Raw genomic sequence first — 20980 nt, 5'->3', positions numbered from 1 at the left:
GATTAGGTTAGGCTCGCCTCATCGCAACGAGCTTAGTTCCTCCCCTTGCCGCTCACAAGGAGACCCGCATGCGTCTGACCGAGGACGCCTTCGCCGCGTACGGACTGCCCGGCGCACCGGGTTCCGAAGCGTTCTGGGCGGCGGCCGGAGCACCCGTGTCCGTCCCCTCGGGGGACGGCGGCTGGACGACCCTGTTCCTGTGGCGCGGCTCGCCGGCCGGCATCGGCTTCGAGAGCTGGTCGGAGCCGGTGACGCTGGACCGGTGGGGCGACACGGACTGCTGGTACGCGCAGGTGCGCATGCCCGCGCGGCTGCGGGTCACGTACCGGTTCCTGGTGGACGGCGGGGAGTTCGCCGACCCGTTCAACCCGGTCGGTGCGGGCGGGGACCGGTCCATCGCCGCGACCCCGGACGCGCCGGCCCAGCCGTACTGGCCCGTCCTCGGCGCCGGCGCCGGCCAGGTGCTGCCTCTGCCCCGCACCCGGATCCGCTGGACGAGTGAACGGCTCGGGGGACGGCGCACCGTACGCGTCCACCCGGCGGGCGGCGGCGGACCGGTGGTCCTGCTGCTCGACGGGGACGACTGGCTGTACCTGCACCCGGCCATGACGGCGTTCGACGCGGCCGTCGAGGCCGGGGACATGCCGCCCGTCACCCTTGTCTTCCTGCCGACCAGGGACCGGGAGGCCGAGTTCGGGTGCCGGCCCGGGCTGTGGGAGGCGGTACGGGACGAACTCCTGCCGCTGGTGGCGGAGACGGGCCTGCCCGCGGACCGGGACGGGCTGGTGGTCGCCGGGCAGAGCCTCGGCGGCCTGAGCGCGGTGTACGCGGCGCTGGAGTTCCCGGACCTGGTGTCACGGGTCGCCTGCCAGTCCCCGTCGTTCTGGTGGGCGCCGGGCGCCCCCGGCCTCCCGGATCCGCTCGGCGGCCCGCTCGGCGGCTCCGTCGCGGCGCGGCTGCGCGAGCGCGTCGACCTGTCGGGGCTGCGGGTCGCCTTCGACGTGGGGGAACACGAGACCCGGATGCTGCCCCACTGCGTCCTGGTCGAGTCCCTGGTCGCCCGGGCCGGCGCGACCGTACGCGTCTCGCGCTCCCCGTCGGCCCACGACCGCGCGGGCTGGCGCCACGCCCTCCTCAGGGACGTCGCCTGGGCCCTGGGGTAGCGCCGGCCACCCGCCGCCCCCGAGTGACGTCCATGCAGACGTCGCGCCCTGAAACCCGCTAGGCGATCTGCTGATGATCACCGAGGATTCGGCCGTACACGATCTCCGACCAAGATCAAGGATTCGTCATGCCATCGTCCCGGGCCAGCCGTCGTACCCTGCTCGCGGGCCTCGTGGCCGCCGCCGCGGGTGCGCCGCTGTTGAACACCCTCTCCGCCACCCCGGCGCACGCCGCCGACGCCGCCGACACCCTCACCAACAGCAGGCTCTACGCCGACCCCGCGAACGTGGAGGGCGTGGACTACGCCCGCCGCTTCAAGCGCCACGAGATGTTCGATCCCCAGCGGGCGACGACCCCGGGGCCGCGGCTGAGCACGGTCATGGCCATCCACGGGGGCGGGATCGAACCGGGCACCTCCGAACTGTGCCTGGCCATCGCCGGTTTCCGGCCCGACACGCTCGAACCCGTCGCTGCGGGCGCCCCGCTCCACGACTACTGGATGTTCGAGGGTCTGCGGGCCCCGGGCGCGGTGCCGGGCAACGGCGACCTGCACGTCACCTCGACGCTCAACGACGACCCGGTGGCCCGTTCGATGGCCGCGGGCAGCACCAACGTCCTCAGCCTGCACGGCTGCACAGCCACCCAGGCCGGTCTGCCGGCCGGGGCCAAGGGCGTCGTCGTCGGCGGTGCCAACGGCCGCCTGCGCGCCCTCCTCGCCGACCGGCTGGGCAAGGCGGGCTTCCTCATCGCGACGGGGGACCCCGAGCACCTCAACGGCGACCTGCCCGACAACATCTGCAACCGCACCCTGACCGGGGAGGGCGGCGGCCAGCTGGAGATCACCTACGACCTCCGCAAGAGCCTGTTCGCCGACTTCGGCGGCGCCCCGAACGCGACCAGCCCCACCAGGCGCGCCCAGAGCACCAACACCGACTTCTGGAAGTTCACCGACGCGTGCCGGTCCGCGCTGGCCCAGATGGAGTCCGAGCAGCTCGCCCGCAGGAGCCTCTTCGACCGCGGCGCCGGGGTCTGACCCGTCCGCTCACCTCGCCACCGCCAGGCAGTAGTCCTGGTCGGTGGCGAGCAGGTTGCGGTGGGTGTCCTCGGCGGTGATCACGCCGTCGTCCAGGACGAGCACCCGGTCGGCGGCGTCCAGGAGGGCCGGGCTGCTCGTGATCACGAGGGTGGTCCGGCCCCGGCGCAGCCGGGCGATGTTGCGGGCGATGAGCTGTTCGGTCACGGCGTCGACGGCAGTCGTCGGGTCGTGCAGGACGAGGACGTCGCTGTCGGCCGCCAGGGCCCTGGCCAGGGAGAGCCGTTGGCGCTGGCCGCCGGACAGGTTGGCGCCGCGGTCGCGGACCGCGTAGTCGAGCCCCTCGTGGTGGAGGGCGACGACATCGGTCAGCATGGACGCCTCGACGGCCTCGGGGACCGTCCGGCTGCTGCCCGACGGGTCGATGTTGGTACGGAGCGTGCCCGCGAAGATCTCCGCGTCGTACGGGTTGACCAGCATGTGCTCGCGGACCGCCTCCACCGACAGGTCGGCGATCTCCTGCCCGCCCACACGTACGGCTCCCTCGTACGAGTGGGGCGGGACCCTGACGGCCAGGACGGCGGCGAGGTCGGCGGCGGCCCGCGGCTGGTAGGCGGCAATCGCCGTGAAACCGCCCGCCGGGACCTGGAACTTCAGGCCGCGCAGGGCGCCGTGGCGGACACCGTCGATCTCCAGGTCGCCGCCGGCGCCCGGCCGCCGCGGCCCCGGGACGCAGACCGGGGGCGCGGTCAGCACCAGCGCCATCCGCTCGGCCGACGCCCGCGCCATCATCACGTACTTGGGCATGTCCGAGAACATCTTCAGCGGTTCCATGATGAACTGCGCCAGCCCCACGGCCATGACGAGCTCGCCGACGCTGATGCGGCCGTCGAAGGCGAGCCAGCCGGCCGTCAGGGTCACGGCGACGGCCAGGGCCGCGTTGAGGGCGGCGGCCGTGCCCGCGTACGCGCCGTTCACCCCGGCCACGGTGACCGCCTGACGCTTCGCCTCGGTGCTGACCTTCCGGTAGGAGCCGAAGGCCGCGTGGTTGCCGCCGAAGCCGTGCAGCGGGCGCAGCCCGGTGATCAGGTCGGCGACCTTCGCGCCCGCGCGGGCCACCCGGGCCTGCTGTTCACGCGTACTGGAGCCGATCCGCCGGGACATCACCGACAGGACCGACAGGATCGCGACGGTGCCGACGATCACCAGCAGGCCGAGTCTGAGGTCCGCGAGCCCGAGCGCCACGGCGGCCACCAGCACCGCGACCAGCGAGCTGATCAGCAGCGGCACGACCTCGATGATGTCGGCCGTCTGGTCGGCGTCCTCGGTGGCGATGGTCAGCACCTCGCCCGACTTGAGGCCGGCGTCCCGGGCCACGGGCTGGAGTCCGCAGTCCGCGACGCGCACCCGCCAGCGGTGCGCCTCGGTCGTGTTGGCCTTCTGCAGGATGCGCATGCCGAAGCGCCACGACAGCGACACCGTCGTGATGATCACGGCGAGCGCGCCGATCGACAGGATGAGGGCGCCGGGGCCGCGGTCCTGCATCGTGTGCTCGACGATCAGGCCGAGCGCGATGGGGAAGGCCGTCTCGCCGGCCTGGTAGAGGCCCATGAGGACGGTGCCCCAGGCCATGGCGCCGATGTTGCGGCGCAGCGCGATGCGCAGGATCTCGGACCCCGAACGGGCCCGCTGCGTGTCAGGAGTTGTCATCGAGGTGGCGGGCAATCGCTTCCGGGGTTCGCAGGGTGAACAGATCGCGGATCGTGATCACTGGACCGTACTCCCGGCGGAGCAGCCCGATCAGCCGCACCGCCAGCATGGAGTGTCCGCCGAGGGACACGAAGTCGCTCACCGCGCTCACCTCGTCGTCGTCCAGGTCCAGGGCCTCCGCGAAGAATTCGCAGACGACGGTCTCCGTCTCCGTCTCCGGGCCGCGCTCCCCCGCCGTGGTCAGCGCGCCCAGCGGCCGGGCCTCGGGCAGTGCCCTGGTGTCGGCCTTCCCGTTCACCGTCAGCGGGATGGCGTCGACCCGGGCGTAGTGGGTCGGGCGCAGGAAGTCCGGCAGTGCGGAGCCCACTTCGGCGGCGACCGTCGCCAGGTCCCCGCCCTCGTCCAGGACGAGGTAGGCCGCCAGCCGGTACGCGCCGTCCACCTGCGGATCGGGCTGGGCGACCGCGGCGACGAACCGGACCCGCGGGTGCGCGGCGAACGCGGCCTCGACCTCGCCCGGTTCGACGCGGTGTCCACGGATCTTGACCTGCTGGTCGGTGCGGCCCAGGTACGTCAGGTTGCCGTCGGGCCGCCGCGCCACCAGGTCTCCGGTGCGGTACATGCGTTCGCCGGGCTCGCCGAACGGGCAGGCCACGAACCGGTGCGCGGTCTGCGCGGCCTGGCCGAGGTAGCCGCGGGCGATCCCGATGCCGGCCACGTACAGCTCGCCGGGGACCCCGTCCGGCAGGGGGCGCAGCCACGGGTCCAGAACGTGGACGTCGGTGTTGTCGATGGCGACGCCCACCACGGGGTCCTCGCACTCGAAGGTGCCGACGCCGAGGGTGTTGATGGTGTATTCGGTGGGGCCGTACAGGTTGTATCCGGCCGTCCCCTCGGTCTCGGCGAGCCGCTGCCACAGGGCGGGCGTGACGGCCTCGCCGCCCAGCAGGACGAGGGCGGGCCGCCGGTCCGGGTCGTCGAGCAGGCCTTCGGCCACCAGTTGCTGGGCGTAGGTCGGGGTCACGTTGATGACGTCGATCCCGTGCCGGAGGCAGTACGCGACGAGCCGGGGGGCGTCGCGGCGCAGTTCCTCGTCGCAGATGTGCACCTCGTGGCCGTCCGCGAGCCACAGCAGTTCCTCCCACGACATGTCGAAGGCGAACGACACGGTGTGGGCGATCCGGAAGACCCGGTGGCCGTGGTCCGCGAGGACCGGCTCGAAAATCCGGCGCTGGTGGTTGATCAGCATGTTGGTCAGGCCCGCGTACTCGGTGACCACACCCTTGGGCCTGCCGGTCGATCCGGAGGTGTAGATCGTGTAGGCGGGGTGCCGCAGGCGGTGCGGGTCGTCGGGGGCGAAGGTGGTGAAGGGCCCGGCCGCGGGGAGGGGCCGGTCCAGCTCGATCAGGTCGCCGGGTGGCACGTCCAGCCGGGGTGACACGGCGCTGACGGTGAGGACGGCCTCGGGTCGGGCGTCCGCGACGATCGCGGTGATCCGCTCGTCGGGGTGGTCCAGCTCCAGCGGCACGTACGCGGCGCCCGTGCGCAGGACGGCGAACAGCGCCACGATCGAGTCGAGGGAGCGGGGCACGGCGATGCCCACCGTGGTCTCGGGGCCGATGCCGCGCCCGGCGAGGACGCCCGCGACGGCGCGGCTGCGGTCCCGGAGTTCGGCGAAGGTCATGGTGTGTCCGTGGGCGACGAGTGCGGTCCGCCCGGGGTCGCGGCTGGCCGCGAGGTCGAACCGGTCGACGACGGTGTCCGTTCCGATGTCGGTGCGCCCGGCGGTCTCGGGCCGTGGCCCGAGGGCGCCAAGTGCGCCCACCGGTCCCGTGGCCCGGGCCAGGTCGTCGAGGAGGCGCAGGTAGTCGTCCAGGAGGCGCCGGGCCGCCGGGGTGTCGTGGTCGCGGTACTCGAGTTTGACGGTGAGCCGGTCGCCGGGGGCGACCACCCAGGTGTACGGGTAGTGCGTGGAGTCGTCGGCGCGTACGGCGGTGATGCCGTGGCGGGTGTTCATCTCGGCGAAGGCGTCCAGGTCCAGGAAGTTCTGGAGGACGAACAGGTTGTCGAAGAGGGTGTCGTGTCCGCCGGCCCGCTGGATCTCGCCGAGCCCGATGTGCTCGTGCTCCATCGCCTCGGCCCGGGCGGCCTGCACGGCCGACAGGTACTCACGGACGGTGTCGCCCGGCCGGGCCCGGGTCCACTGGGGGACGGTGTTGAGCAGGACGCCCACGATGCCGGCCAGGCCTTCGCCCTCGCGGCCGGAGACGGTCACGCCGAAGACGGCGTCGCCGCGGCCGGTCCGGGCGCCCAGCAGGAGTCCGAAGGCGCCGGTCAGTAAGGAGTTCAGGGTGACGCCGTGGGTGCGGGCGGCGTCCCGCAGGAGCTGCGACCGCTCGGGGTCGAGCGTGTGCACGAGGGTACGGGGCAGGCCGTCTGCGAGGGCCGGGGACGGTCCGGCGAGCAGGGTGGGGCCGGGCAGGCCGGTCAGGTGCCGCGCCCAGAACCGTTCCGCCTCGGCGGGGTCCTTGGCGGCGAGCGCCCGGGCATGGTCCTCGAAGCTCGGGGAGGCCGGGGCCGGGACCGTCAGGGTGCCCGCGAGAGCCGCCTCGTAGGCGTCGAACAGGTCGCGCAGGACGATCTCCCGGGACCAGCCGTCCCACAGCAGCAGGTGGTAGCTGAGCAGCAGGCCGTCACGGCCGTCGGGCCGGCGCACCACGGTCAGCCGGATCAGCGGCGGCCGGCCCGTGTCGAATCCGGTGTCGCGGTCCCGGGCCAGCAGGTCGTCGACCTCGGCGTCGGTGGTGAGGCCGACCGTGCGGACGTCGACGCGGCGGCCGGCCGCGAGGACCTGCACGGCGTTGCCGTCGTCGCCGGTGGCGAAGCCGGCGCCGACCGCCGGGTGGCGGGCGATCACCCAGGCCATGGCCTCGGCCAGGGCGCCGGTGTCCAGGCGCCGGTCGAAGGTGAACCAGCTCTGTGCGACGTAGTGGCCGGCCGGTCCGGCCAGCTGGGCCTGGAAGTACAGGCCGCGCTGGAGCGGGGTGACCGGTGCGGTGCGCGCGGCGGTGGTGGAGGCTTCCGCGATGTGCCGCAGTGCGTCGCACCAGTGCCCGGTGATCTCCTCGGGGACGCCGTCGGCGAGGGTGAAGACGGCGTGCAGGCGGCCGGTGGCCGCGTCCGTCCAGGCGTTGACCTCGACGGCGTAGGGGCTGTGGCCGCCCTGGTCGCCGCCGGTGATGTGCAGGGCGCGCGACTCGTCGCCCCGGCCGAGGTAGTTGAACAGCACCTGCGGGTGGGCGTCCAGCAGCGGGGCCGTCTGCGGGTCGAGGTAGCGCAGCCGGCCGTAGGCGAGGTGGGCGCGCTCGTCGGGGCGGCGTCGGGCGACCTCACGGGCCGCCGCGACGGGGTCGGTGTGGGGGGTGAGCCGGACGGGCGCGATGGAGGTGAACCAGCCGACGGTACGGGTGTAGTCGTGGTGGGGCAGCACCGGTTCGCGGCCGTGCCGCTCCAGGTCGACCGCGAGGTCGGTAGGCGTGGGCTGGACGCGGGTCAGCGCGGTGCGCAGCGCGCCGCACAGCAGCTCGGTGGGTCCGGCGCCGAGTGCGGCGGGCGCGGTGCGGGTGACAAGGTCGCTGACGTCGGGCGGGAGCACGACGGTGACGTCGTGCGGCGCCCGGACCCGGGCCAGCAGCGGGGGCGCCTGGAGCGTGGCGATCCAGTGGCCGAGGCCGCCGTCGGCCGGGTGGGCCGGGGGATCGGCCAGGGCCCGCGCGTACTCGGCGTAGGGGGTGGTCTGCGGCGCCGGGGGCGTTCCGCGCAGGGCCGCGTCCAGGTCGTCGAGGAGGATCAGCCAGGACACCGTGTCGACGGCGAGGTGGTGCACGGCGACCACGAGGGTGCGGCTCGTCTCCAGCCACGTGAACGCGATGACGTCCCCCGCCTCGGGATCGAGCCGTCCGGCGGCCTCGTCGGCCGCGGCCGCCGGGTCGGTCGTGTCCGCGCGGACGACGCTCACCGCGCGGGCGGGTTCGGTACGCAGGGCCCATACGCCGTGCTCGGTGCGCAGCCGCAGCCGCAGGGCCGGGTGCGCGGCCACGACGGCGTTCGCGGCACGCTCGACGTCGGCGAACGCGGTGCCCTCGGCGGCGGTCACGGCCCGGGCCTGGGCGAACCGGGCGAGGGAGCCGCCCAGCAGGCGTTGCCGCAGGATGATCGGGGTCGGTGCCAGCGGGCCGTCCTGCGGGGCGGCCGGCCCGGCGGGGGCGGCAGTGGCGTCGGCGGGCGCGGACACCCCGGTCGGCGGGGCGCTGGTCGCCAGCTGTCCGGCGAGCGCGCGCGGTGTCCTGAGCAGGAACACGTCCCGCGGGGTGATCGCGAGACCGAGGGCCCTGGCCCGGTTGACGACGGTGATGGCGAGGATGCTGTCGCCGCCGGCCCGGAAGAAGTCGCAGTCGGCGTCCACGGCGGTGCCGGGCAGGGACTGCGTGAAGATGCCGACCAGTGCCGTCAGCGCGCTGTCGAGCGCCCCGCCGGGCACGGCGGCCGCACCGTCCACGTCGTCCTCCGGGCCGGTCCCGCCCGCCGCCCGGGCGCGGTCGGCGAGGGTCTGCCGGTCCAGCTTGCCGTTGACCGTCAGGGGCAGGACGTCGACCGGCAGCACCCGTGCGGGCACCATGTGCGCGGGCAGTTTCGCCGCCAGAGCGGCGGTGAAGTCGCCCGGTGTGCGTCCCACGAGGTGTGCGACGAGGTGGTCGCCGCTGTCCGCCGCGGTGACGGCCACGTCGACGACGCCGTCGATTTCCCTGATCGCGGCCTCCACCTCGCCGGGCTCGATGCGGAAGCCCTTGAGCTGTAGCTGGTCGTCGGCGCGGCCGGTGAACTCCAGCTCGCCGTCGAGCGTGCGGCGGGCGAGGTCGCCGGTGTGGTACATGCGGGAGCCGTCGGCGGCGAACGGGTCGGCCACGAAGCGGCCTGCGGTCAGCCCGGGCCGGCCCAGGTAGCCGAGGGAGACCTGGTCGCCGGCGACGTAGATGGCGCCCACCCGGCCCGGCGGCACCGGCCGGAGCCGGTCGTCGAGCAGGTGGGTGACCAGGCCGGGGAGGGGGCCGCCGATCGGGCTGATGTCGCCGCCGGGGCGGAAGTCCTCGTCGGTCAGGACCCGGTGGGTGACGTGGACGGTGGTCTCGGTGATGCCGTACATGTTGACGAGCTCGGGCGAGGCGGTGCCGTGCCGTTCGACCCAGCCGCGCAGCCGCCCGAGGTCCAGTGCCTCGCCCCCGAAGATGATCCGGCGCAGTGCGGGGAGCGGCTCGGCGGCGTGCCGGTCGGCCTCGATGAACCGGTAGAAGGCGGAGGGGGTCTGGTTGAGCACGGTGACCGCGCGTTCGCGTACCAGCCGGTGGAAGTCGACCGGGGACCGGGTCAGCGCGTAGTCGGGCACCAGCAGCTCGCCGCCGTGGACGAGGGCGCCCCACAGTTCCCAGACCGCGAAGTCGAAGGAGTACGAGTGGAACTGCACCCACACGTCGCGCGGGCCGAAGGCCATGCCGGGGCGGGTGCCGGCGAGCAGGGTCACGACACTGGAGTGCGGGACCACGACCCCCTTGGGCCGGCCGGTCGAGCCGGAGGTGTAGATGACGTACGCGGGGTCGTGCGGCGCGGCGGCGGGAGCGGCGGGACCTCCGGTGTCCTGCGGCGGCGGTTCCTCCCCCGGTACGAGGACGCGGGCGGGGACGCCCGCCCGGGCCAGCAGCCGCGCGAAGCGGTCCCGGTGCTCCGGGGCGACGAGGACGACCTGCGGAGCGGCGTCGGTGAGGAGGTACTCCAGCCGCCCGTCCGGGTAGTCGAGGTCCAGCGGTACGTAGGCCCCGCCGGCGGTGACGACGGCCACGAGCGCGACGACCTGTTCCAGGGAACGCGGTACGGCGACGGCGACGCGCGCTCCCGGTCCGGCACCGGCGGCGAGCAGGGTGGCGGCCAGTTCGTCGCGTGCCGCGGCCAGTTCGCCGTAGGTCAGCGAGCGGGTCGCGCCGTCGAGGGCGCACTGGGTGACGGCGGTGGCGGCCGGGTCGCGGCGCGCGGCGGCGTCGAAGAGGGCACCCAGGGTGGCCGCCGAGGCCGGGGTGATCGGGGCGATCGGCGCGGTCCGCTCCGGGTGCCGGGCCGCGGCGGGCCGCGCTTCGGCGAGCAGGTCGTCGACCAGGGCGTCCGGCCGGGTGAGGAGGCCGGTGAGGGTACGGGTGAAGGCGGACAGGATCGCGCGGGCTCCGCTCTCCCGCAGGAGCGCGCCGTCGTGGATCAGGTTGAAGCGGGGCCGTCCGTCAGGGGCGCGTTCCACCACGAGGGTCAGGGGATAGTGCGGGGCCCCCTCGTTCACGATGCCGGTGACGGACAGGGTGTGGGCGGGGTCGCGCAGGGCCGCGATATCCGTCGCGACGTCGAAGACCACCAGGGTGTCGAACAGCGGGCCGGCGCCGGCCCGGCGGCCGATGCGGGCCAGCGACACGTGCTGGTGCGCCAGCACGGCGCTCTGGTGCTCGCGGACCGAGGCGAGCAGATCCCGGGCAGTGGTGGTGGCGGTCCATCGGGCACGGACGGGGATGGTGTTGATGAACAGGCCGACCATGTCCCCGATGCCGGGCACGTCCGCGTCGCGCCCGGACACGGTGGAGCCGAAGACGACGTCCCGGCCGTGCAGGAGGCCGCCGAGGGCCACCGCCCAGGCGCTGTGCACGGCGACGCTCAGGGGCACCCCGGCCGAGCGGGCGGTTTCGTCGAGGTCTCCGTCCGGCTCCGAGGCCGCGTCGGCGAACCGGTCGGAGGGGGTGTGTCCCTCGGCGACCAGGGAGGGTCCGGGGAGGCCGGCGAGCTGTTCGGACCACACGCGGTCGCTTTCGTCCTGGTCCCGCCCGGCGAGCCGGCGCACGTGGTCGGTGAAGCCGCCGACCGGGTGGACTGTGCCCGGCGCGTGGTATTCGGCGAGCAGGGCGCGGAGCATCGGCGGCACCGACCAGCCGTCGGCGATGATGTGGTGCACGGTCTGCACCAGGATGTTCCGGCCCGCTCCCGCCCGGATGAGCGTGTACCGCATGAGGGGGCCGGTGGCCAGGTCGAATCCGGCGCGGCGGTCCCGTCCGGCGTGGTCGCGGATCTCCTCGTCGCTGATGCCGGGCCGGTCCAGGACGGTGAAGGGGGCCTGTACGCCGCTCTCCAGTACGGAGACGACGCGGCCGTCGGCGAGCGGCGTGAAACGGGCGGCGAGGTTGGGGTGGAGGGCGAGCAGGCGGGTGGCCGCGGCGGCGAGCCGGGCGGTGTCGGCCTCTCCCTCCAGGGTGAGCAGCTGCTGCTCGACGTAGTGGCCCGAGGAGTCGTCGTCGAAGACGGAGTGGAAGTACAGGCCCTCCTGGAGCGGGGTCAACGGCAGGACGTCGCGCAGGGCGGGGCCGTCGAGTTCGTCGACGTCGGCCTGGGTGAGGGTGACCAGGGGGAAGTCGCCGGGGGTGTGGCCTCCGCCGTCGAGGGCGGCGATCGCGGTCAGGGTCTGCTGGTAGTACGCGCCGATGGTCGCGACGTCCTCGTCGGTGAACAGCCCGTCGGGCCAGGAGAGGGTGGTGAGCAGTTCGTAGGCACCGGTGGGGCCGGGCTCTGCGATGGCGTTGAACTCCAGGGCGCGCGGCAGGCGCATTCCGGGGTCGCGCCGCTCCCCCAACTGGCCCGTGGGCCCGGCCGGTTCCCAGTCGCCGGACGCTCCGGCGGTGAAGCGGCCGAGGTAGTTGAAGAGGACCTGGGGTGCGGGTGTGCCGAACCGGGCGCCGGCCAGGTGGCGCAGGACGCCGTAGGAGAGGCCGCCCCGCGGGACGCGGGCGAGGTCCTCCTTGACGGCCTTGAGGGCGGCCGCCAGGTAGTCGGGAGCGGTGAGGTCGGCGGCCGCGCCGGGGTCCACGGTGACGGGGAACAGGGTGGTGAACCAGCCGACGGTCCGGGAGAGTTCCGGTTCGAAGCCGGCGCCGTCCGCGACGAAGCGTGCTTCGCGTCCGTGACCCTCCAGTTCGATGTGGGCGAAGGTCTGGTCCTGGCCGAGGTCGCGGCGCCACCGGGCGAGGGTGACGGCGAGTGCGGTCAGCAGCACGTCGTTGACGCCCGCGTGGAACCGGGCGGGAACGTCACCGAGCAGGGCGGCGGTGACGTCGGGGCCGACCGGGACGGTCAGGGTCCGTTCGCGTGCGACGGTGTCGTCCGCGCCGAGGGCGCGCCGGCCCAGGGGTGCGTCCGTCCCCGGCAGGGCGCGGCGGAAGTGGGCGCGGTCGTCGTCGAACGCGGCCTGTTCCAGCAGTTGGGTCCATCGGCGGAACGAGGTCCCCACCGCCGGCAGCCGGACCGGGACGCCGGTGGAGTACTGCCGCCAGGCGGTGGCGAGGTCCTCCGTCAGGATCCGCCAGGACACGCCGTCGATCACCACGTGGTGGGCGACGAGGACGAGCCGGCGGGCCTCGCGGCGCCAGACGGCGCGCAGCATGACGCCGCCCACCGGGTCCAGGGCGGCGGTGGCGAGCGCGACGCATTCGTCGAGCGGCCGGTCGCTCTCCTGCCATCCGGCGGCGGTACGGTCCGCCGGTGCCGGGACCTCGAATCCCCAGTGGTCGCCGCGCACGAGCCGGGCGCGCAGCATGTCGTGCCGTTCGACGACGGCGGAAAGGATCGTGTCGAGGGCGACGGCAGTCAGGTCTGCGGGGGTGTTCAGCTCCACGGCCTGTACGAAGCCGTCGACGGCGTCGGTGGTCGCGCCGAGCCAGCGCACGATGGGGGATCCCGTGACGGGCCCGGTCGCCACGTCGTCGTGGTCCTCGGCGGCGGTGCCGACGGGACTCGCCACCGCGGCCAGCGCCCCGAGCCCGCTGTGGGTGAAGATCTGCCGGGGGGTGACGTGCAGGCCGGCCTTGCGCAGTGCGCCGAGCAGGGAGATGGCGAGCAGGCTGTCGCCGCCGAGCCGGAAGAAGTCCTGGTCGACACCGGCCCGGTCCAGCCGCAGGAGCGTCGCGACCGCCGCGCACACCAGGCGCTCGTTCTCGGTGACGGGCGGGGCGAACGGGCCGGTGCCGGACGCGGGCTCCGGCAGCGCGGCGCGGTCGAGCTTGCCGTTGGCGGTGAGCGGGAACTCCTTCAGGACGACGATGTGGGCGGGCACCATGTACGCGACCATGTGCGCGGCGGCCCAGTCCCGGACCTCCTCGGCCCGCAGGTCCGCGGCTGGGGCGGTCGCGGTGGCGGTGGCGGTGGCGGTGGCGGTGGCGGTGGGGATCACGTAGCCCACCAGGTAGGTGCCGCCGGCGGAGTTCTTCTTCGCGACGACGCAGGTGTGCCGTACACGCGGGTGTTCGGCGAGGCCGGCCTCGACGTCCTCGATCTCCAGCCGCATGCCGCGGATCTTGATCTGGTTGTCCGCGCGGCCGAGGAAGTCCAGTGATCCGTCCGGGGCGTACCGGGCCAGGTCGCCGGTCCGGTACAGGCGCGAGCCGTCCCCGGCGAAGGGGTCGGCGACGAACCGGGAGGCCGTCAGGCCGGGGGCGCCGGCGTAGCCGCGGCCCAGGAGGAAGCCGCCCACGTAGAGTTCGCCGCCGACGCCGACCGGGACCGGGCGCAGCTCGTCGTCGAGGACGTAGAGCCGGGTGTTGGGATTGGCGCGGCCGATCGAGGTGGACAGACGTTCCGCGGCGCCCCGGTAGATGACGTGGGAGACACCGATCGTCGTCTCGGCCGGGCCGTAGCCGTGGTACATGGGTATGTCGAGCCGGGTGCGGAACCGTTCGTACAGTTCGGGGGTGAGCACTTCGCCGCCGCACCACACGTGCCGCAGGCTGTCCAGCCGTCCGGAGTCGCCCGCGATCTCCAGCAGGACGTCCAGCATCGACGACACCAGGTAGGTGAAGGTGACGCGCTGCTCGGCGATCACGCCGAGGAGGTGGTGGGGGTCGCGTTCGCCGCCGGGCCGCAGGACGACCAGCCTGCCGCCGGACACCAGCGGCAGGAAGATCTCGTTGACGGAGATGTCGAAGGAGAGCGGCGCCTTGAACAGTGAGGCGTCGTCGGGGCCGAAGCCCAGGATCTCGTCGACCTGCCACAGCAGGCGCTCGCTGATCGCCTCGTGACGGATCATCGCGCCCTTGGGGCGGCCGGTGGAGCCGGAGGTGAAGATCACGTAGGCGAGGGCGTCGCCGGGGGTGGTGATGCCGGTGGGCCCGCCGGGGTGGGAGCCGTGGCGCCATGCGCCGAGGTCGACGGCCACGGCGGGCGGTTCGCCCGGGGGGTGCTCGCCCGAGCCGTTGAGCTGGAGCACGACGCCCGCGTCCTCGATGACGACGGCCCTGCGTGCGGCGGGCCACTGCGGGTCGAGCGGGACGAATGCGGCGCCGGCCCGGAGTACGCCGAGCAGGGCGACCACCATGTCGGCGGAGCGGTCCAGTGAGATGCCGACGACCTGTTCGGCGGTGATCCCGCGGTCGAGGAGGTGGTGGGCCAGCTGGCCCGATAATTCCGCGACCCGGCCGTAGGTCAGGGTGCGGTGCTCGTCGACGACGGCGACGGCGTCGGGGCGGGTGCGCGCCTGGGCGAGGAACATCTCCACGATGGTGGGGCGGACCCGGTCGGCGCCGGTGTCGTTCCATTCGGCCAGGGTCTCGATGCGCGCCGCCACGCTGGAGGGGGCGATGGTGCCGAGAGGCCGGTCGGGGAAGTCGGCCAGGTCGTCGAGGGCGAGCTGCGCCTCGGCCGGCGGGACGCCTTCCGGGAGGGTGATGCTGCGGGCGTCCGCGCCGACGTCCCAGCCGGCCGCACCGCCGCCGCCGTTGTCGGCCCATCCGAGGACGTCGGCGAAGAGGGTGCCGGGGGTGAGTTCCATGCCGTCGGGGCTGCGGCCGGTCGCCCAGTACGCCAGGGCGACCGAGCACGCCGAGGCGATGGTCCGGTCGCCGTAGTCGCCCGTTCGCCGGCGTACCCCGGCCAGGCGCGTGGGAGAAAGCCGCAGGAGACGAGCGGTCGGTTCCGTCATCGAAGACTCAACGCCCCTTCAGTGTCCGCAGGTTGTCCCACCCGGTTGCGGGGTGGGGCTAGCTTCCCTCGCGCCAGGCGCGCCACAGTCGCGCGTACCGGCCGCCCAGGGCCACCAACTCCTCGTGCGTGCCGTGCTCCACGACGCGGCCCGCGTCGAGGACGGCGATCCGGTCCGCCGCCATGGCCTGGGTCAGCCGGTGCGCGACGAACAGGGTGGTGCGGCCGGCGCACGCGGCGAGCACAGCCCGTTCGAGTTCGGCCGCGCCCTCGCTGCCCGCCTCGGCCGTGGACTCGTCGAGCACCACCACGGGTGAGCGGGCCAGTACGAGCCGGGCGAGGGCGATCTGGGCGACCTTGGTGACGTCCAGGCGTTCGCCGCCCTCCCCGACCGTGGTCTTCAGGCCGTCGGGCAGGGCGTCCACCCAGCCGTCGGCGCCGACCGTGCGCAGGGCGTCGGTCAGCTCGGCGTCGGTGGCCTGCGGTGCGGCCAGCCGCAGGTCGTCGGCGAGCGGGCCGGAGAACACGTGCGTCTCCTGGGTCAGGATGCTGACCAGGGCCCGGGCCCCGGCCTCGTCGAGACCGGCGAGGTCGGCCGGTCCGATGCGGACCGATCCGGCCTGCGGGGTCCCGATGCCCGCGATCAGCGCGGCCAGGGTCGACTTGCCGGCGCCGGTCGCGCCGACCAGGGCGAGGGAGCCGCCGGCCGGGATGGTCAGGTCGACGTCCCTCAGGACGGGCTGCTCGGTGCCGGGGTAGCTGAAGGTCAGGCCTTTGACGGTCACCGGGTACGGCGCCCCGGCCGCCGGCGTGACGCCCGGGGTGCCGACGAGCCGGTCCTGGGCGTCCTCGCCGAGGACCCCGACGAGCCGGGTCAGGCTCGCGCCCGACTTCTGCGCCTCGTCGAAGGTGAACATGATGGAGCCCAGCGGGGTGAAGAGCCGGTGGAAGAGCAGCGGGGCCGCGGAGACCTCGCCGAGGGTGGCGGCGTCGGCCTCCAGCAGGGCGTACCCGACGAGGATGATGAGGACCAGTCCGATGAACTCGGCCCGGTTCTCCCGGCCGACGAAGCGGCCGAAGAGGCGGAACACGTCGATGCCGAGTTCGCGGACCCGCCACGACTCCGTGGTGACCTTCTCCCGGACGGCGCCCTCCAGACGGTAGGCGCGGACCGTGTCGATCCCGTTGAGTCCGCTGATCAGCGCCTGCGCGCGGTCGGCCTGGACGGCTCGCTGCTGCTTGTAGAGGGGGGCGGAGCGGGGCAGGTACCAGCGCAGGGCGAGGGCGTACGCGGGCAGTGCGCCGGCTCCGGCCAGGCCGAGCCGCCAGTCGAGGCCGAACATGCCGAGGGTGGCGATGACGACGAGCACGCCCGCCGAGAACACGGTGGGGACGGCGGTACGGATGCCCCTGGACAGCACGGCGACGTCGTCGCCGACGCGGGAGAGCACGTCTCCCCGGCCGACCTGTTCGATCCGGGCGCTCGGCATGCCCAGGACCGCCCGGACGGCGCCTTCCCGCAGCCGGGCGAGGAGGTCGGCGCCGAGCCGGCCGACCAGGTAGGTGGACAGGGCGGTGGCCGCCGCGCCGAGGAGCGCGGCGGCCGCCATCAGCACGCCCGTGGTGACCAGGATGGAGCGCGGTCCGCCCGCGACCACCCCGTCGACGACCCGGCCGAGCAGGAGCAGCGGGAGCACCTGGAGGGCGGCCCCGGCCACCGTCGTCAAGGCGGTGGCGGCCGTCAGCCAGGGCACCTCGCGGCAGTGCGCGGCGACCCAGCGGGCGGCCTCGCGTCCGGTGGTGGTCCGCAGGGTGGCCGGGGCGACGAGCGTGTCCGTGGTGCTCACACTCAGCCGGCCGACTTGACGAGTTCGTCGATCGCGTACGGCAGGGAGAGCAGGGTGCCCTGGGACATGGCCGCGCCGACGGCCGGGCCCTCGCTGTCCAGGAGGTAGGAGACCTTGCCGTTCTTGACCGCGTCGAGGTTGGTGAACAGCTCGAACTTCTTCAGTGCCTCCTGGTCCGCCTTGTCGGCGATGACGAAGATGCGGTCGACGTCGACGAGGTCCATGCGCTCGGGGGAGAGCGTGGTGTAGAACTTGCCGTCGGCGATCTTGTCGATCTCCGTCTGGCCCTTGTAGCCGATGCCCGTCACCAGCCGGCCGCGTACGTCGGTGGTGGTGAAGGGGGCCACGGAGTCCTTGTACCAGGACAGTGCGACGGCGGTCCGGTCGGCGAACTCGGGGTGTGCCTTCCTGGCCGCGTCGAGCTTGTCCTGGATGCCCTTGACCAGTTCGGTGCCCTTGCTCTCCTGGCCGAGGGCCTTGGCGATGTGGACCGCGTTGTCCTGCCAGGGGGCGCTGAACGGCTCCTTCTCGGCCTTGGTCCGGCCCACCGTCGGAGCGATCTTGGAGAGCTTGTCGTAGGCGGCCTGGTCGATCTCGGAGTAGACCGCGACGATCAGGTCCGGGCGCAGGGCGGCGATCTTCTCGAAGTTCGGGCCGGCGTCACCGTTGTTCATGACGACCTCGGGGCGGGTGTCGCCCCATTTTTCCTTCGTCCAGGGCCACTGGGTGTTGATGTCGGGGCTCGTGCCGGGCGGGTTGGGGTACTGGTCGACCATGCCCACCGGCTTGACGCCGAGGGCGAGGATCGCCTGTTCGTCGGTGTAGCCGACGGAGACGACCCGCTGGGGGGCCTTGGTGATCTTCGTGGATCCGAACGCGTGCTCCACGGCGACCGGGAAGGTGCCGGCCGCCGCGGCCGGGGCGTCACCACCCTTCTTCTCGGCCGGGTCCGCCGGGTCGGAACCGCATCCGGCCAGGAGGCCGACCCCGAGCGCCGCGGCGGACACCGCCACCGCGGACCGCGCCCAGGGGTTCGTGACTGACGTTCGATGGAGAAGCATCCGCAATCCCTTGCTTTCGTGCTGTCCATTGCGCCCCCGGCCGAGGGCAGCCACACAGTAGCGCCCCCAAGTGAGGCTAGCCTAGCCTTACTTGAACCGTATCTTTGTCCAACTGATCCGGCCTCACATGAGCGCGGCCGATCGGCACGATGAGCGGCCTGTCCCCCACCGGGTCGTCGATCACCTTGGCACGCAGCCCGAAGGCCTCGTGCAGCAACTCGGCCGTGATCACGTCCCGCGGGTGCCCCTGCGCGAGGATGGATCCCGCCTTCATCACGATGAGGTTGTCGCTGTAACGGGTGGCCAGATTGAGGTCGTGCAGCACGAGGACCACGGTGCATCCGGACTCGTGGAGGTCGTCCACCAGGTCGAGCACGTCGATGGCGTGCGCCAGGTCCAGGTACGTGGTCGGCTCGTCCAGCAGCAGCAGGTCGGTGCCCTGGGCCAGCGTCATGGAGATCCACACGCGCTGCCGCTGGCCTCCCGACAGGGCGTCGACCGGACGGTCCGCCAGGTCGGACACCCCGGTCATGGCCAGCGCGCGTTCCACGACGGCGGCGTCGTCCGACGACCACTGCCGCAGCCAGCTCTGGTGCGGATGCCGGCCCCTGGCCACCAGGTCGGCCACCGTGAGCCCCTCCGGGGCCACCGGGGCCTGCGGCAGCAGACCGAGCTTCCTCGCCACGTCCCGGGTCCTGAGCCCGGCGATGTCCTCGCCGTCCAGCACGACGGTCCCCCTGGTCGGCTTGAGCAGCCGCGACAGGGTCCGCAGCAGCGTCGACTTCCCGCAGCCGTTGGATCCGATGATCGTGGTGATCACCCGGGGCGGGACGACCACGTCCAGGTCGTCGATGACGACCCGGCCCCCGTACCCGACCGTGACCCCTCTGGCGGCCAGCCGTGCGGTGTCCCCGCCCCCGGCCGCACTCCCGGCGACGTACTCAACGGCCACGCTTCCCCCTCGGTCCGTGCCTGCCCGAACATGTGTCGATCAACGAAGATTGGCCCGCACCAGGAGGTAGACCAGGAAGGGACCGCCGATCGCGGCGGTGACGACGCCGACCGGCAGGGTCATCGGCAGCGCCGTACGGGCGACCAGGTCCGCACCGATCAGCAGCAGGGCCCCGGTCAGGCCCGAGGCGACCAGCGGCGGCGTCGGACACCTCGCCAGACGCATCGCGACCTGCGGTGCCACCAGCGCGACGAAGGAGACCGGTCCGGCCGCGCTCACCGCGACGCCGGCCAGCAGCACGGCGCACAGCAGCAGGACGGCGCGCACCACCGTGTAGCGGACCCCCAGGCCCGCGGCCACGTCGTCTCCGAGGTGCAGCGGCTTGAACTGGAAGGCGACGCCCGCGACGACCGCCGCCAGGGCGAGCGTGCACCACAGCGCCACCCGCACGTCGTCCCACGAGCGGTTGTCCAGCGAGCCGACGAGCCAGGCCTGTGCCCGGGCCACGTCCCTGATGTCGGCCGTCACCAGCAGCCAGGTCGTGATCGCCTCCATCACCGCGCTCACGGACAGGCCGATGAGGATGAGCCGGAAGCCGTCGATCCCGCGCCGCCACGCCAGGAGGTACACGAGGAGCCCCGTACCGAGACCACCCGCAAGGGCTGCCCCCGACAGGCCCACGGAGTTGACGACCGCCGTGGCGGTCCCGCCCGACACGGTCACCAGGAACACCGCGACCGCACCGGCGCCCCAGGTGATCCCGAGAATGTCCGGGCTGGCCAGCGGGTTGCGCGCGATGGACTGGGTGATCGCCCCGGACATGCCCAGCGCGATGCCGACGACGCACCCGGCCAGGGCGCGCGGCATACGCAGGTCCATGATCACGAACTCGTCCACCTGCTCGCCCCGGCCCAGGATCGTGGCGATCACCTGGGGCAGGCCGATCGGGAAGTCCCCGACGCCGATGGACAGGCAGAAGAGGAGGAACGTCGCCGCCGCCAGCAGGAGGGTGACGCAGACGAGCCAGGGCCGCCAGACGAACGACACCCGGCCGAGCCGCACGCCCGGGGCCACCGAAGGCTTCACCTGTGTCCCGGTCATGCGCTCTTGAACTTTCCGCGCCACACCAGCACCGCGAAGAAGGGGGCGCCCAGGAGGGCCACGACGACACCCGCGTCCAGCTCGCCCGGCCGGACCAGCAGCCGCCCGGCGATGTCGCAGAGCAGCAGGACGATGGCGCCGAGGAGACCCGCGTACGGCACGAGCCAGCGGTAGTCCGGCCCGGTCAGGTAGCGGGCCACGTGGGCGACCATGAGCCCGAGGAACGCGATGGAGCCGCACGCCGCCGTCGCGGCCCCCGCCAGCAGGGTGACGGCGATGATGCCGACGGTCCGGTTCAGTGCGATGTTGACCCCCAGGCCCCTGGCCACGTCGTCGCCGAGGTTGAGCAGGTTGACGGCGGGCAGCGTGGTCAGTGCCAGGACCAGCCCGGCCGCGACGAAGGCGGTCACCGGCCAGATGACGCCGAAGCCTACGCCGGCCACCGAGCCCGCGTTCCAGAAGCGCAGTGCGTTCAGCGACGCCTTGTCGGACAGGGCGACCGCCGTGGTCATGGCCGCGAGGAACACGGTGACCCCTTGTCCCGCCAGGGCCAGCGTCAACGGGTTGCCGGCGCCCCGGCCGATGCTCGCCAGCCCGAACACGACGACGCCGGCGACCGCCGCCCCGGCGAAGGCGAACCAGACGTACTGGAACGGGTTCGCGAAGCCGAAGACGGCGATCACCGAGACCACGGCGAACGAGGCCCCCGCGTTGACGCCGAGCAGGCCGGTGTCGGCGATCGGGTTGCGCGTGTAGCCCTGGATCAGCGCCCCGCCGACCCCCAGTGCCACTCCGGCGACGGTGGCGAGCACCGTACGGGGGATCCGTACGGTCTGGACGATGAGCCGGATCTCGGTGAGCCGGTGGTCGGCGCCGCCGGGCCCGGCGGTCAGCCCGTACCAGACCTCGGACGGAGTCAGCCCGCGCGCACCGACACCCAACGACACCACCATCGCGGCCAGGAGGACCGACACGAGGGCGAGCGAACCGGCCACCCGCCTTTTCCGCGCCCTCGTCGTGCCCGTGGGCACGGGGCGTTCGAGTGCAAGCGTGCCCATGTCGCCGT

At 73.5% G+C, this 20980-nt stretch carries 9 protein-coding genes; 2 read left to right on the top strand and 7 right to left on the bottom strand.

Annotated features, from left to right (window positions below; all coding sequences use genetic code 11):
- Nucleotides 1-68: 68 nt before the first annotated feature.
- Together AAT21_RS06365 and AAT21_RS06360 are read left to right on the top strand one after the other, a co-directional pair.
- Nucleotides 69-1163 carry an alpha/beta hydrolase-fold protein gene (locus AAT21_RS06365; protein ID WP_046775788.1) on the top strand — a complete coding sequence of 365 codons (1095 nt, stop codon included), beginning with the start codon at nt 69-71 and terminating at the stop codon, nt 1161-1163.
- A gap of 128 nt (nt 1164-1291) precedes the next feature.
- Entirely contained in the window at nt 1292-2197 is a 906-nt protein-coding gene (locus AAT21_RS06360) for a poly-gamma-glutamate hydrolase family protein (RefSeq protein WP_107081219.1), read from the top strand.
- 9 nt (nt 2198-2206) lie between these two features.
- Here the strand turns inward: AAT21_RS06360 and AAT21_RS06355 are convergent, their stop codons facing one another.
- The 7 genes from AAT21_RS06355 to AAT21_RS06325 form a co-directional block, all read right to left on the bottom strand.
- Nucleotides 2207-3907: an ABC transporter ATP-binding protein gene (locus AAT21_RS06355; protein ID WP_046775787.1), complete on the bottom strand. Its 1701-nt coding sequence runs from the start codon at nt 3905-3907 to the stop codon at nt 2207-2209.
- Nucleotides 3894-14954: a non-ribosomal peptide synthetase gene (locus AAT21_RS06350; protein WP_046775786.1), complete on the bottom strand. Its 11061-nt coding sequence runs from the start codon at nt 14952-14954 to the stop codon at nt 3894-3896. The genes AAT21_RS06355 and AAT21_RS06350 overlap by 14 nt, the downstream gene beginning before the upstream one ends.
- Before the next feature lie 58 nt (nt 14955-15012).
- On the bottom strand, nt 15013-16800 hold the full coding sequence (locus tag AAT21_RS06345; RefSeq protein ID WP_046775785.1) for an ABC transporter ATP-binding protein: 1788 nt from the start codon (nt 16798-16800) through the stop codon (nt 15013-15015).
- Between the two features lie 2 nt (nt 16801-16802).
- Nucleotides 16803-17861 (bottom strand): iron-siderophore ABC transporter substrate-binding protein, encoded by a 1059-nt coding sequence (locus AAT21_RS06340; RefSeq protein ID WP_046775784.1) that lies wholly within the window; start codon nt 17859-17861, stop codon nt 16803-16805.
- A 76-nt stretch (nt 17862-17937) separates the two neighbouring features.
- Nucleotides 17938-18813, bottom strand: a complete 876-nt coding sequence (locus tag AAT21_RS06335; protein WP_046775783.1) for an ABC transporter ATP-binding protein — start codon at nt 18811-18813, stop codon at nt 17938-17940.
- 39 nt (nt 18814-18852) lie between these two features.
- Nucleotides 18853-19914 (bottom strand): FecCD family ABC transporter permease, encoded by a 1062-nt coding sequence (locus AAT21_RS06330; RefSeq protein WP_046775782.1) that lies wholly within the window; start codon nt 19912-19914, stop codon nt 18853-18855.
- Nucleotides 19911-20972 carry a FecCD family ABC transporter permease gene (locus AAT21_RS06325; protein ID WP_046777094.1) on the bottom strand — a complete coding sequence of 354 codons (1062 nt, stop codon included), beginning with the start codon at nt 20970-20972 and terminating at the stop codon, nt 19911-19913. Before AAT21_RS06325 ends, AAT21_RS06330 begins: the two co-directional genes overlap by 4 nt.
- Nucleotides 20973-20980: the final 8 nt, after the last annotated feature.

This window comes from Streptomyces yangpuensis (genome assembly GCF_001005295.1).
GTDB classification, from domain to species: domain Bacteria; phylum Actinomycetota; class Actinomycetes; order Streptomycetales; family Streptomycetaceae; genus Streptomyces; species Streptomyces yangpuensis.
This window is presented reverse-complemented; position numbering and strand designations above follow the sequence as displayed.

Excerpts from the sequence above, each read along its gene's own strand:
- AAT21_RS06365 (WP_046775788.1), top strand. The coding sequence starts at position 69 with ATGCGTCTGACCGAGGACGCCTTCGCCGCGTACGGACTGCCCGGCGCA.
- AAT21_RS06325 (WP_046777094.1), bottom strand. The coding sequence starts at position 20,972 with ATGGGCACGCTTGCACTCGAACGCCCCGTGCCCACGGGCACGACGAGG.
- AAT21_RS06330 (WP_046775782.1), bottom strand. The coding sequence starts at position 19,914 with ATGACCGGGACACAGGTGAAGCCTTCGGTGGCCCCGGGCGTGCGGCTC.
- AAT21_RS06350 (WP_046775786.1), bottom strand. The coding sequence starts at position 14,954 with ATGACGGAACCGACCGCTCGTCTCCTGCGGCTTTCTCCCACGCGCCTG.
- AAT21_RS06355 (WP_046775787.1), bottom strand. The coding sequence starts at position 3,907 with ATGACAACTCCTGACACGCAGCGGGCCCGTTCGGGGTCCGAGATCCTG.
- AAT21_RS06340 (WP_046775784.1), bottom strand. The coding sequence starts at position 17,861 with ATGCTTCTCCATCGAACGTCAGTCACGAACCCCTGGGCGCGGTCCGCG.
- AAT21_RS06360 (WP_107081219.1), top strand. The coding sequence starts at position 1,292 with ATGCCATCGTCCCGGGCCAGCCGTCGTACCCTGCTCGCGGGCCTCGTG.